Origin of the sequence: Belliella filtrata, assembly GCF_022549775.1 — a bacterium.
Lineage (GTDB): Bacteria > Bacteroidota > Bacteroidia > Cytophagales > Cyclobacteriaceae > Belliella > Belliella filtrata.
Genome location: NZ_JAKZGP010000001.1, coordinates 327,778 through 339,506, shown reverse-complemented (window position 1 = coordinate 339,506; position 11,729 = coordinate 327,778). Strand labels below are relative to the sequence as shown.

Annotated in this window: 14 protein-coding genes; 6 read left to right on the top strand and 8 right to left on the bottom strand. The window is 38.7% G+C overall.

All coding sequences use genetic code 11. From position 1 onward, the window contains the following. The coding region (locus MM239_RS01495; RefSeq protein WP_241345988.1) for a hypothetical protein at positions 1–199 on the top strand (199 nt) is incomplete at its 5' end. Between the two features lie 154 nt (positions 200–353). Here MM239_RS01495 and MM239_RS01490 read toward each other — a convergent pair. From MM239_RS01490 to MM239_RS01475, 4 genes are all read right to left on the bottom strand, one after another. Continuing rightward, positions 354–2,618, bottom strand: a complete 2,265-nt coding sequence (locus MM239_RS01490) for a TonB-dependent receptor (RefSeq protein ID WP_241345987.1) — start codon at positions 2,616–2,618, stop codon at positions 354–356. Positions 2,619–2,704: 86 nt separating this feature from the next. After that, complete coding sequence (locus tag MM239_RS01485; RefSeq protein WP_241345986.1) at positions 2,705–3,067, bottom strand: hypothetical protein; 363 nt, start codon at positions 3,065–3,067, stop codon at positions 2,705–2,707. A gap of 261 nt (positions 3,068–3,328) precedes the next feature. Next, positions 3,329–3,565, bottom strand: coding sequence for a type II toxin-antitoxin system RelE/ParE family toxin (locus MM239_RS01480; RefSeq protein ID WP_241345994.1), 237 nt, complete (start codon positions 3,563–3,565; stop codon positions 3,329–3,331). A 56-nt stretch (positions 3,566–3,621) separates the two neighbouring features. Next, entirely contained in the window at positions 3,622–3,870 is a 249-nt protein-coding gene (locus MM239_RS01475) for a type II toxin-antitoxin system ParD family antitoxin (protein ID WP_241345985.1), read from the bottom strand. Positions 3,871–4,223: 353 nt separating this feature from the next. On the opposite strand from MM239_RS01475, the gene MM239_RS01470 reads away from it, so the two are divergent. Further along, on the top strand, positions 4,224–4,598 hold the full coding sequence (locus MM239_RS01470; RefSeq protein ID WP_241345984.1) for a UDP-glucuronosyltransferase: 375 nt from the start codon (positions 4,224–4,226) through the stop codon (positions 4,596–4,598). On the opposite strand, the gene MM239_RS01465 is transcribed toward MM239_RS01470, so the two are convergent. Further along, a complete protein-coding gene (locus MM239_RS01465) occupies positions 4,595–4,825 on the bottom strand; it encodes a hypothetical protein (RefSeq protein WP_241345983.1) in 231 nt (76 codons plus the stop codon). The two genes, MM239_RS01470 and MM239_RS01465, sit on opposite strands and share 4 nt — an antisense overlap. An 89-nt stretch (positions 4,826–4,914) precedes the next feature. Here MM239_RS01465 and MM239_RS01460 point away from each other — a divergent pair, with 89 nt between their 5' ends. The 3 genes from MM239_RS01460 to MM239_RS01450 all read left to right on the top strand — a co-directional run bounded on the left by MM239_RS01460 (position 4,915) and on the right by MM239_RS01450 (position 7,188). Further along, on the top strand, positions 4,915–5,823 hold the full coding sequence (locus MM239_RS01460) for an AEC family transporter (protein WP_241345982.1): 909 nt from the start codon (positions 4,915–4,917) through the stop codon (positions 5,821–5,823). Positions 5,824–5,875: 52 nt separating this feature from the next. Then, the gene (locus MM239_RS01455; protein ID WP_241345981.1) at positions 5,876–6,502 is read left to right on the top strand and encodes a hypothetical protein; all 627 of its coding nucleotides are present in this window, start codon (positions 5,876–5,878) and stop codon (positions 6,500–6,502) included. An 83-nt stretch (positions 6,503–6,585) separates the two neighbouring features. Beyond that, positions 6,586–7,188 carry a pseudouridine synthase gene (locus MM239_RS01450; RefSeq protein ID WP_241345980.1) on the top strand — a complete coding sequence of 201 codons (603 nt, stop codon included), beginning with the start codon at positions 6,586–6,588 and terminating at the stop codon, positions 7,186–7,188. Here the strand turns inward: MM239_RS01450 and MM239_RS01445 are convergent. After that, a complete protein-coding gene (locus MM239_RS01445; RefSeq protein ID WP_241345979.1) occupies positions 7,178–8,413 on the bottom strand; it encodes an exo-alpha-sialidase in 1,236 nt (411 codons plus the stop codon). The two genes, MM239_RS01450 and MM239_RS01445, sit on opposite strands and share 11 nt — an antisense overlap. A 34-nt stretch (positions 8,414–8,447) precedes the next feature. Next, positions 8,448–8,885 carry a hypothetical protein gene (locus MM239_RS01440; RefSeq protein WP_241345978.1) on the bottom strand — a complete coding sequence of 146 codons (438 nt, stop codon included), beginning with the start codon at positions 8,883–8,885 and terminating at the stop codon, positions 8,448–8,450. Positions 8,886–8,959: 74 nt separating this feature from the next. Between MM239_RS01440 and MM239_RS01435 the strand changes: the two genes are divergently transcribed. Beyond that, entirely contained in the window at positions 8,960–10,636 is a 1,677-nt protein-coding gene (locus MM239_RS01435; protein WP_241345977.1) for an amidase, read from the top strand. Here MM239_RS01435 and MM239_RS01430 read toward each other — a convergent pair. Further along, positions 10,622–11,674 carry a phosphotransferase enzyme family protein gene (locus MM239_RS01430; RefSeq protein WP_241345976.1) on the bottom strand — a complete coding sequence of 351 codons (1,053 nt, stop codon included), beginning with the start codon at positions 11,672–11,674 and terminating at the stop codon, positions 10,622–10,624. The genes MM239_RS01435 and MM239_RS01430 overlap by 15 nt on opposite strands. Positions 11,675–11,729: the final 55 nt, after the last annotated feature.

Genomic DNA, 11,729 nt, shown 5'->3' with positions numbered 1-11,729 from the left:
AAAAGAAGGCTTCATGGAGAGCGTGAAAAACTTTAACCGTAGGGGGGTACGGATAATTGGAAGGCAAAAACCGGAAAATAAACTGAAATTTTATGTTTTTCGACTAAAACCTGCAATGTGGGTTAAAACACAAAAAAGAAAACCCCGAAAAAAGCTGGGAACAGCCAAATTCGGGGTTTTTGTGTTATGTTTTTGTTAATTATTTTACTGATTATCAGTTAGTTAATAATTAAGCAAGAAGCCCAGATTAGAGACGGGGAATTAAAGTACAAAGCACGCTATCTGAGAAATTGATAACTTCCTCTTGTTTTTTGATTCAAAGGTCTTAAATTTCATTTCTCACGTTTTGCTTCTCAAAATGGAATTCTAACATTCAAAGCCACATTTCTTCCCATTTGATTGACGCCGAAGGGTCTGAAAAGTGACATGTGGTCAAGGTAAGTTCTATTCAATAAATTGGTACCACTGATGTAAACATCCATCGGCTTACCTGCAACCAAAATTTGACTACCTACATTCAATCCCAACAAATAATACCCTGGTGTTGCCTCCTCCAATGGAGCTTCTCTATTTTGATCAAACACCAAAGCGCCCGTCAAACTGATGTATGGATTATTCAATGCTCCCATGTCATTCAACTTAAAGTCCACAGAGTGATTCCATCTGAAGGCAGGAATATATGGTAAGTAACTCATATCAGATCTTCGCTGACCAATCACCATACTATAGGAAGTCGATCCAGAAACCCATCTTGCTGACCTTGGATGAATATCCAACTCTACTTCACCTCCGTATAACATTGCATCTGCTTGCTCAAATTCCCACACTGTCAAATCACCCATCATCTCAGCAGTAGGCGAGAAGAAGATATAATTGTCGATATGATTGTAAAACACTTCACCAGAGATGGAAAAATCCTTTTGGCTATATCGAACACCAAAGTCTGTTTGAATATTTTGCTCTCGCACAAAATCTGCATTGCCTCTTTCAAATCTATTGGTACCAGGATGTGGTCCATTAGAGAATAGCTCGCCTAGATCAGGTGCTCTAAAACCTTGGGCTACGTTCAGCCTAAACCTCCACTGGTCAGTAGGTCTAAATGTAGTACCAGCACTTGCCGTTACGCCATCAAAAACCCGCTCTAGTCTTCGGTCTGCTGGATCTCCAGGAAGGATAAAACCATAATCAATAAGATTTGGAGCACTTGCATCAGCGACCACTTTTCTATAATCATATCGAACACCACCTTGAGCCACCCACTTGTCTTTGTTGTAGTTCAAAAGTAAGTATACTGACCGATCATCCTTGGTCGCATCAGGGATTAGAATTTCTTCTGCTTCGACCATGTTCTTGTTTTGTAAGTAAAATCCCTGAACACCAACAATTGCTTCAAGCCCTTCTGTTAACTCTTTGAAATATTTGATATCGTACATGAAATTGGTCTGGCGAAGGCCAAGATCTATATCATCCATATCATCTTCGATTTCTTTCCTGTTGTTCATATGAAGTCCAAATGTAGCTTTCAACCTGTCTTCGCCTACAAAGACATTCGTTTCAGAGTTTAGGAAATGATCCGTCACATCTTGAAAAGGCAACTGCATTGCACGATCATTGCGAGTTGTGGCCAATACATCTAATTCATCTTCATCTACGATTCCTAAGCGTTGCTTAAGGTAGGTATAGCGTAGCCTGGTATCTCCCCAGTTTTTCTTGAGTCCAATACCAGTTTTTATGTTTTGTGTATTGAATCTGGTATTGCCTATGGTCGTACCATTTCCGTCAAGATAATCCGCATGAGACTCTGCTGCTGCTCTCATGGACCATACAAAGCCATTCTCATTTGCCCCTTTGACACCTGCCTCAGTTCTATAACCTAGGGAATTACTGTAGCCTCTCAAGTTTATATCTCCTTCAATATTGCCTGCAAGTGCATCTGCCTCTTCTATCAAGTTTACTACACCTGCCATGGCTCCTGATCCATAAATGATCGATGCAGGTCCTTTGATCAATTCTATGTTGCTGATTCCAGTCTCTGAAAGACCCAATCCATGATCAGCACCCCACTGCTGATTTTCGAACCTTCCGCCTTGGTATACAGAAAGTACCCTGCTAAATGAAAGTCCTCTGATCACTGGTTTGGAAATACCTGGACCAAGGGATATTTCACTGACACCAGGCGTACGGGTCAGTGTTGTCATCAAGCTTGGTGCAGGCATCTTAAGGATAGCATCTCTGCTGACCTTTTCGATTGCTATCGGTGAGCTTTCTTTACTCATGATATAAGCACCCGATACTACTACTTCATCAATATTTGAAACAGCCTCTTCGAGCTCAATGACCAAGTTACTTCTATCAGAAGGCCTTAGCATTTGGGTTTTGGTGCCATAGCCCACATAAGAAAATTGTACTGTAAAAGCCCGATCTGGAATTGAACCTAATGAAAATGATCCATCAATATCGGTCACTACCCCTTTGCTTAGTTCAGGAACGTAAACAGAAACTCCAGGAATAGGTTGCTTAGTGTTTTTGTCTATGACTTTGCCGTCAATAGCCATATTTTGAGATGCCCATGAAGTCCAAGAAAGGAGACATGCAGCAACGAGTAATATCAGTCGCATAATACGTGAATGAATTTTTTAAATAGAAAATAATAGAATAATACTTCAACCAAAAGCTGGTGAAGCTAAAATGTAATTCGGAAAAATCAAGCGATAGGGGGGCCTCTGTGGTCGAAGCCAAAGTGAAACTCAAAATCAGCTACTCCTGCAGAAAGGAATGTATCTTGAGTAGCTAACTCAATAATAACTTGAGGAATTTGGTACTCTAGATCAAAAATAAAGTAGTCCGCATGAGCAATCAGGTCCAAAAAGATCAATTCTTCTTCAGTGTGACCATGATCAGGCAGCTCTTGTTGCTCTTCTGTCAGAAGTGGGTGAGCATGGGTGATGATTCGTCCATTCTCTAGTTCGTGAGCATGAAAAAAGAATACCCCATTTGCTAATACACTTAGCAAAAGCGCCAGACAAAGGTGGCTAAACAAGGGCAGTATGTTCCTAAATTGGTTCACGAAATTATCAATCCTTCTATACTGAAGTTTTGCTGTAATGTTGCAAACATAGGAAAGATTCTTTAAAAAACTGTAATAAAATTACTTTTGGGTTAATTTTGGAGGGGTGGGTGGTAGGCTTACTTCATCTTTATCCACATAATGATTGGATTCTTAACTTTAAGCTGTGGATTTAAGACTTCTTTTATCAGCATCTAAGATCCCTACTTCATTTGATGTTTTATTTTTATAACTAATCAGGATTATGAAAGTGGCCAGTTTTTATTCACTAAGTCTGTTTTTCAAGTCCATTCGTTCGTGTAAAATTCTCGTGATTTCAATTAGCTGGTTAATTCGTTTACGATAAAAAACAATATGCCTGCTCATTTTTAGTCCAAAAAGGTCATTTGTTATTCCGTCATAGTTTTTTCCTAATTCGGGATTGTTCGCAATGTTTTGGAAACTATCCATCAGTAAATTATAATATTTATCAGCCTGTTCTTCAGACCAATTATCAATCGTGTATTCCCAAATCCGCTTTAAATCTTCGACAGCTTTAATTAGTCAGTTCATATTTAGCCATTCTTTTTACGATTAGCTTTTAATTCTTGAAGATGTTTCTCTGGATCAAAATCGTGGGCAATTCCGCTATCTATTCCTTCTTGAATTGCACTTCTAAGGGCTATAACTTTATTTTCTTCGTTTTCCAAAAGGCGAAGCCCAGCACGGATTACTTCGCTAACATTTTTATAGCGTCCAGCGGAAACTTGTGCTTGGACAAATTGGTCGAAATAATTTCCTAGAGATACTGATGTATTTTTCATTATTTGGAAGCTTTTTCTCAAATTTACCAAAAATTGGTAATAGTGCAAATTTTGACGTGGCTTTAGATAAAATAAGAAGCTAGTTTAATTTGAGCTCATTTCGAAGCATAAATCCTCATTAATCAAATCCTCCTGATCCCAGGATGCTTTTTAATTCTCTTGACTTATCCCCTCTTTATATCCAAATCCAAAGAAATTGGATAAGAGAAGTCTTGCCCAAGGCAAAGCAAAACCTTCTAAATCCAAGCAAAAACTAAAACAACCACTTCCTAAAATCCAACAAACTGATGTAGAACGTAAAAAATCTAATTGAAACTGTTATGAACATAGAATCTAATGCCTAATTTCACAGCATGATCAATTTCGATTTTAAACCAGCAAGCTATTTTAACGGAACAGGACCAAATACCCTAATCTGTAAGCTCAGCTATCCAGAAAGTCAATGGGGTGAAGAGATCAGCATTTATGCCAATGCTTTGGACGGAGCATATTATTATGAGGCGGTGGATTTTTATGGCAATGATATCAAACTAAATCCCGAAAAATCACCACATGAACTCAGTTTGCAAGAATTAATTTTTTTGATAGAAACAATGGACGTGGATCCAAAAACAGCTCAAGGAAACATACAACTCACCCTTTCAGGAATCCCTCTTGCCGAAAGCATACTCTATCCAGACTTGGAGGCATATTTCCTGGAGAAAAGAAAAACCTTTGGGATGATTTAAAAATCCAAAATGGTCTGATAAGACTTGCTAAGAATATGATTGCTTTTGAACCAATAATCGTAAGTCTCAAAATCAATACAGTCTTGTAGGTCTACTCCGTGCAAATTCACCTTTTTCAAACTGTTTGAAGGAAGCCAGCTTCTCAAATCATTTGCTTGATCGATTGTGAGCTGTGATAATTGAACCAGCTTTTCACCTTCTATCTCAATGGGTATCAGTCTATTCATTTCTTCTACATTTAACATTTACAAAAAAAGCAGATAAAATCAATTCTCGCTCAAATACAAAATTATGATTGTGTTAACTTTGCCGATCTATGGGTAACCTTTTCCTTATCATCATTTTTCTTGCAATTGGCATCTTGCTCCAAGGCCTAAGCATGCTTCCTTCCACTACGGCAAAGTACCTGAATACGTATCTGATCTATATTGTCCTGCCAACTTTATCATTTAGGTTCATTCCCGATATTGTGATCGATAGCACTTTATTGATGCCTGTTTCCTCGGCATGGATTTCATTTGGGCTTTCCTGGTCACTATTTGGTACTTTAGGAAAGGTGTACCAGTGGGATCGAAGCTTGACAGGCTGCCTTATCATCACTGCAGGTCTTGCTAATACATCTTTTGTAGGATTTCCTATCGTCAATGCACTCTATGGTGACGAAGCATTGAAAATTGCGCTGATTATTGATCAGGCTGGTTCATTTATTATCGTGAGCTCTGTCGCTATCATTGTAGCTTCCATATATTCCAAAGAAAAAAAGCGAAAGAGAGATATCAGTAGAAAAATATTGACCTTTCCACCATTTATCAGTTTCGTTCTAGCGATTATGATGAATTTATTGAGTTTAAATCTTCCCGCTCAACTTGACATGGTCTTTGAGTGGATAGGGCAGACATTGACACCACTAGCACTCATTGCAGTCGGGCTTCAGCTCAAAGTCAATTTTCAAGCAATAAAGTCCACTTACCTTTGGTTTGGACTTACTTTTAAGCTTTTGATTGCTCCATTGGTGATATTTATCCTTTATGGTATTATCCTAAAAGCAGATGGACTCGTCTTTGAAGTATCGGTCATCGAAATGGCCATGGCTCCCATGATCACAGGGTCTATTATAGCCATTTCTCATGACCTGAAACCCAAACTAGCCTCTTTGTTAGTAGGAGTTGGCATTCCTTTATCTTTTTTGAGTATCGGGGTTTGGTATTGGATTGTCAGTCTATAATGAACTATATTTATGTATTATTTCCAAATACATATTTTCAAACCCTAATATTATGAAAATTTCCTTTTTGATGACCTTTAGTCTTCTTGTGATTGGCTTGACATTGGGAACATCTTGCAGCCCATCCACTGATGTACCAGAAACTGTGGAAATGACAGGTGTCGCAGAGCTTGAGCTTCCAGAGCTACCCTTTGCCATCAATGTAAGCTTCAATGGCAATGATAAACAAAAAGCCGAAATGCAGGAATTAGTTGCCAAGGGAGAATTGTCTAAATTCAATACAAAGATTCAGTATGAGAACTTGTACCAAGAGGGTGATGGAGTTTCTTCCAAAGGATTTACGTACAGTATTAGCTATATGCTTATCCTTAAACAAAAAGCTGAACTTGATGAAGTAGTTGAAATTCTGACCAAGTACAAGCTACCTGGGTATATCAATACCATGGGCTCATACATTGAGGAAGAAAAACGGAGCGAAATCGCAGATCAGTTATTTGAGGCTGCACTAAAACATGCAGAAAGTAGAATTGCTAAGTTTGCAGACTCAAAACAAAAAAACTACAGAATCATAGAAGTGTCTGATGCTGACGAGTCTCACGCAATTCCAGTACCTCTAGATGGTGTCGCCTATCAAAGTAAACTTGTGAAAAAAGTGAGGCTAAAAGCAGTTTTGGAATAGTCAATCTATATATTCCTTGGTTTATCTAAAGTAAAATTCACCTAGTGAACTTTCAAATCAAAAGTACACCAATATTACTTAACATGCCCCAACACCGATATTTCATTATTTACAAGCCCTTTGGGATTCTAAGTCAATTCAGTGGAGAAGCTAATACGCTAAAAGAGCTAGAAGATTTCCCCACTGATGTGTATCCAGTGGGGAGATTGGATAAGGATAGTGAAGGGCTACTCTTGATCACCAACGACAAATTTCTAAATCACCGACTGCTAAACCCTAAATTTGCTCACAAACGTACTTACCTGGCACAGGTAGAAAGAGTTCCTGATACTTTGGCATTATTGCTTCTGGAAAATGGTGTTGACATCAATGTAGATGGAAGAGTGTACCATACCAAACGTGCTTCTGCAAAACTTTTGGAATCAGAACCACAACTTCCCGTAAGAAACCCACCCATTAGGTATAGAAAAAATGTAGCAGATGCCTGGATAGAACTGTCCTTGATCGAAGGGAAAAATAGACAGGTGAGAAAAATGACAGCAGCAGTAGGTCACCCGACATTAAGACTTGTACGCTACTCGATGGAGAAGCTTACTATAGCTGGCTTTGCTGTAGGTGAAGTAAGAGAATATGGTGAAAAAGAAATATATGATGCTCTTCGCATAGATGCTAAAGCTAGAAGATAATGGAGTCTAAAGGCAGCTTCACAGTTTTGATTTGACTCAACCCTTGATTATCCACTGTCCATGCCAGTATAGCATCTTTTTCATCGAAAATCAATTGGGGAAAACCACTGGACCTCAATTCGGACGCTTCGCCAACAAGAATAGGTTTGGACTTCCGACCATCTTTACGAACCGCCCGAAGGTATATTGTACCCTTTTCCATCCAACTAACCAATGCGACTTTTTGATCTATCATCACAGTTGCCACCCTACCTATCGTATTTCCTAGGTCAATTTTGATAGGCTCTTCAAAAGTTTTCGATTCACTATTAAAAAATGCTGTTTTCACAATTGGAGAATCTTTTGCGGCAGTGTACCAAGTTACAGCGACTTCACTTCCATTACTCGTTGATTGAGGACCATTGACTGGACAGCCACTGATGTTCCAATTATCATGATATACAGGCATAGGCTCAGACCATTCAATACCTGTGTAAGAGACAAAATATATATCCCTGATTTCTTCATCAGAGCGATTTCTAAAAAAAACTATAGGTCCATTTTCTCCAAGTGTGGAAGTAGTTTGGCAACAATCACAAACCATATCATCTAGTTCCCATTCTATCAGTATGGCTCCATCAGTGTCAAGGACAGCTGCTCGCAGCGTCATAGCTCCTGCATGATCATGGTCATGATGACCTTCAGAACTAATACTTGAAGTATGCCTGCCATCTAGCCAGCTTACAAACATGTCTTCACCCCACGGCAGTAAAGAAACAAAGCCATGCTCACTCAGAGTCTCATCATCATGCAATGTAAATGGTTCCGACCACAACTCTCCATTTTTTGATATCGTAACTTTTATGTCATAAGAAAAAGTACTAGAACTACTTTTTTCTAGAAAAACTGCCATCAATGACCCATCTTCAAAAACTGCCATTTGTGGATAATCTGCCCAGTTTACAAACCAATCTTTTCCAGATGCTATACGTTTTGGTGAAGTCCAATTGCCCTTTTCGAATTTTGAATAAAAGAAACTATTGATTTCAGACTCTTGGGTTATCCACGAAATGTAAATCTCACCTTTAGAAGACTTACTAAGGTATGGCTCTCCATACTTTACTCCTTCTTTATGTTCAAAGTATATTTCATTGACATTGGTATCTTTTAGTTCTACTTGAGAGGGTTTATTACAGGCAAGTACCAATAGTAAAATGCAATAGAAGATAAACTGAAATGCTTTCATTTGATTAATTTAACTGTCCAGAATTTTCTTATCATTAATCCGGCAATGTTTTGAGATACTCTTTTACCTTAATTGTGCGCAAATAAATTGCAACTAATGGAATGAGCCAAAGCAACTCTGTGAATGACACATGAAAAACAGTTCGCTTATTCCAACCCAAATCAGGAACAAACATCAATATAAACCAAATTGCAAGTGTAAATTTCCCAAAGATTCCAGTTATGATCAGGTAGTTCCAAGAGATGGGGTAAAAAGCACTCAAAAAGACAAAAAAACCAATCAACATCCCAAAGCTTCCTAACCATTGGGAAGATAGGTCAGTGACATTCAAAGAACCCATGGCTAGCCACTTCAACAAATCCGTACCGAAATATCGAAAGAATGCAGACCAGGCGAAAGTGTACATTCCTGTCAATAATAATAGCCCTCGCATGGGCATAGGAAAACTTGGTGTAATTGTATTTTTTTCCATTCTCTAAAATGATTATTTTCCATGCATCATAACAAACGCTCAGCAATAGAGGTTTTCAACCAATACAAAACTACATGAAGGATTTTACAATTAATCGCAAATGGAGAATTATTCTACTATTCCCCACACTATTAATATTGGGCTTCATAATTGGGAAGCATTCTGGAGAAATCAGTCCCTCAGCAATTCAAGCCGCAGAATCCATTTTTGGAATTGCTTTCACTCCAGCAGAACGTGATAGTATGGTTCAAAATCTCCAAAACTATCATTCAAGCTATGAGACAATGCGCAAGCAGCACATAGAAAATGCCGTAGCCCCCGCACTTCCCTTTAACCCTCTACCACATGGCTTTATCCCTGAACAAAAACAAACAAATCCAGCTTGGGGACTACCTGACCAAGTTGCTTTGCCAGAACTTGAACATGACATTGCCTACCTAAGTTTAGCAGAGTTATCCACATTAATTAAAAATAGAAAAATAAGCTCTCAAAAGCTTACCCAAATCTATATAGACAGGATAAAGACCCATGGAGACACCCTTCAAGCAGTGATTTCATTGTTAGAAAACGAAGCGATGGATCAGGCAAAAGCCATGGATGCTGAATTAGATGCGGGTCAATATAGAGGTCCCCTACATGGTATCCCATATGGTATCAAGGATCTTTTTGCTGTAAAGCATACGAAAACCACTTGGGGTGCCATGCCTTACAAAGATCAGGAGATTGATGAAACTGCAGCAATTGTGGATAAACTCAATGAAGCAGGAGGAGTCTTGCTTGTCAAATTCACATTGGGAGCTTTGGCAATGGGAGATGTATGGTATGGTGGTGTCACCAAAAATCCTTGGAACTTAAGCCAAGGGGCAAGTGGCTCTTCCGCAGGTTCGGCTTCAGGTGTAAGTGCCGCATTGGTACCCTATGCCATAGGCACAGAGACACTGGGCAGTATCGTCTCCCCTTCCACGAGAAATGGTGTAACTGGATTAAGACCTACTTTTGGAAGGGTAAGCAAACATGGAGCAATGGCACTCAGCTGGAGCATGGATAAAATCGGCCCAATTTCTCGATCTGCTTTGGACAATGGAATCATCCTGCATGCCCTCAACGGTGTGGATAAAAGAGATAAATCTACCATTTCGGCTGCATTTAACTATGATGTGGATAAGTCTGTAAAAGACTTAAAAATAGGCTATTTCGAAAAATTCTTTGAGGGAGACCGAGCAACAAACACTATTGACAGACGGGTACTGGAAGACCTTAAGAATATGGGGCTCGAGCTTCATCCTCTAGATCTGGAAACATCTGTGAACGTCAGCAGTATGTTGATAACTTTGTATGCGGAAGGTGCTGCAGCTTTTGATGAACTTACCAGAACTGACTTGGATGACCTTCTTGTGGCCCAAGGTCGCAATGCATGGCCAAACATTTTCAGATCAGCAAGGTTTATCCCCGCTGTAGAATACATTCAAGCAAATAGGTTTCGAAGCATCCTGATTGAAGAGATACATGAGCTCTTCAAATCATATGATGTAATCATCACCCCATCATACGGTGGAAATCAGTTACAAATTACCAACTTAACAGGACATCCTGCGCTCTGCCTTCCTAATGGCTTTCTCGAAAATGGTAGCCCTACTTCTATTACTTTTCTAGCAAATCTATTTGATGAAGAAAAGCTAATTATGTTAGGTAGAGCCTATCAAGAACATACTGATTGGCAAAAGAAAAGACCTCCTTTATTTGATAGATAAATTGTCTTTCCTAAATCCACAACTAATCAAAGCTTTTAATAATTGCATTTGATTTGTTGCACGATCAAAGTTTTGTTTATCATAACGTGTCTGGTAATAGACATTTCCATTTAAGTAGTCTGTTAAGAAACGGAGACCCATGATGTAAATCATCATTTCCCCACCAAAATGTAATGAATCCCTCTCATTGGCAGTCATAAACGAACTACCCGCTAAAAATCCATCAAAGATAGCTTTATACTTATCCACATCGACTTGAATCTGATCGAAATCTGTAGCATTTTCATCCAGCGTACATGCCACTGTCCTGACAAGGTCGCCAAAATCATTGAAAACATACCCCGGCATTATGGTGTCTAAATCAATAATTGCTGCAATTCTGGATAGATCAGGCTGAAAAATGAGATTGTTAATCTTTGTGTCATTGTGTGTAATCCGTTTCGGCAAAACCTTCACCCAATTCTCGTATTCTGTCACCAATTCATATTTGCTTTGATAAAAATTAATCAACTTTTCCAATTCTTCATCTACCTCCATATTTGTGCTTGTAGTGGCTCCCTCAAATTGACTATATCGTAACTTCAAATCATGAAATCCAGGAATAACTTCTTGAAACAATTTGACATCAAGCCCGCTTGCCACATCTATCAAAGAAGCAAATGCTTTGGCCGCTAAATATGCGTGAGTGGGATTATTAATAGATTGGAAACATTCACCAGATACAAAAGGTAAAACCCTAAAATACGCTTCCCTCACAAGACATAAAGTCCTTCCTTTACAATTTGGTATCGGAAGTGGAAACTCAAAATCGAGCTTGTCAATTTCAAGTTGATCGATTAGCAATTGATGATTATGAGCAATAAGATCAGGATTTTGGAACACACTTTTATTGAAACGCTGTATGATCAAAGAGTCGATACCTGACTCTGCAAGCCAAGTCTGATGTATATGACCAGCCCCAAACCTTTTAACATTGTATTGACTCAAATCAATATTGTAACTTTGATTGAGTTCAGCAAAGTAAGGTATTTGTTCCATAAGTTATTTTCAAAGCCTAAATTTAAGACAAATGAAGGATTATATACCGTACATC

Coding starts and splice junctions, on each gene's coding strand:
- MM239_RS01490 (WP_241345987.1), bottom strand. CDS start 2,618: ATGCGACTGATATTACTCGTTGCTGCATGTCTCCTTTCTTGGACTTCA.
- MM239_RS01475 (WP_241345985.1), bottom strand. CDS start 3,870: ATGAAAAATACATCAGTATCTCTAGGAAATTATTTCGACCAATTTGTC.
- MM239_RS01470 (WP_241345984.1), top strand. CDS start 4,224: ATGATCAATTTCGATTTTAAACCAGCAAGCTATTTTAACGGAACAGGA.
- MM239_RS01465 (WP_241345983.1), bottom strand. CDS start 4,825: ATGAATAGACTGATACCCATTGAGATAGAAGGTGAAAAGCTGGTTCAA.
- MM239_RS01460 (WP_241345982.1), top strand. CDS start 4,915: ATGGGTAACCTTTTCCTTATCATCATTTTTCTTGCAATTGGCATCTTG.
- MM239_RS01455 (WP_241345981.1), top strand. CDS start 5,876: ATGAAAATTTCCTTTTTGATGACCTTTAGTCTTCTTGTGATTGGCTTG.
- MM239_RS01450 (WP_241345980.1), top strand. CDS start 6,586: ATGCCCCAACACCGATATTTCATTATTTACAAGCCCTTTGGGATTCTA.
- MM239_RS01445 (WP_241345979.1), bottom strand. CDS start 8,413: ATGAAAGCATTTCAGTTTATCTTCTATTGCATTTTACTATTGGTACTT.
- MM239_RS01440 (WP_241345978.1), bottom strand. CDS start 8,885: ATGGAAAAAAATACAATTACACCAAGTTTTCCTATGCCCATGCGAGGG.
- MM239_RS01435 (WP_241345977.1), top strand. CDS start 8,960: ATGAAGGATTTTACAATTAATCGCAAATGGAGAATTATTCTACTATTC.
- MM239_RS01430 (WP_241345976.1), bottom strand. CDS start 11,674: ATGGAACAAATACCTTACTTTGCTGAACTCAATCAAAGTTACAATATT.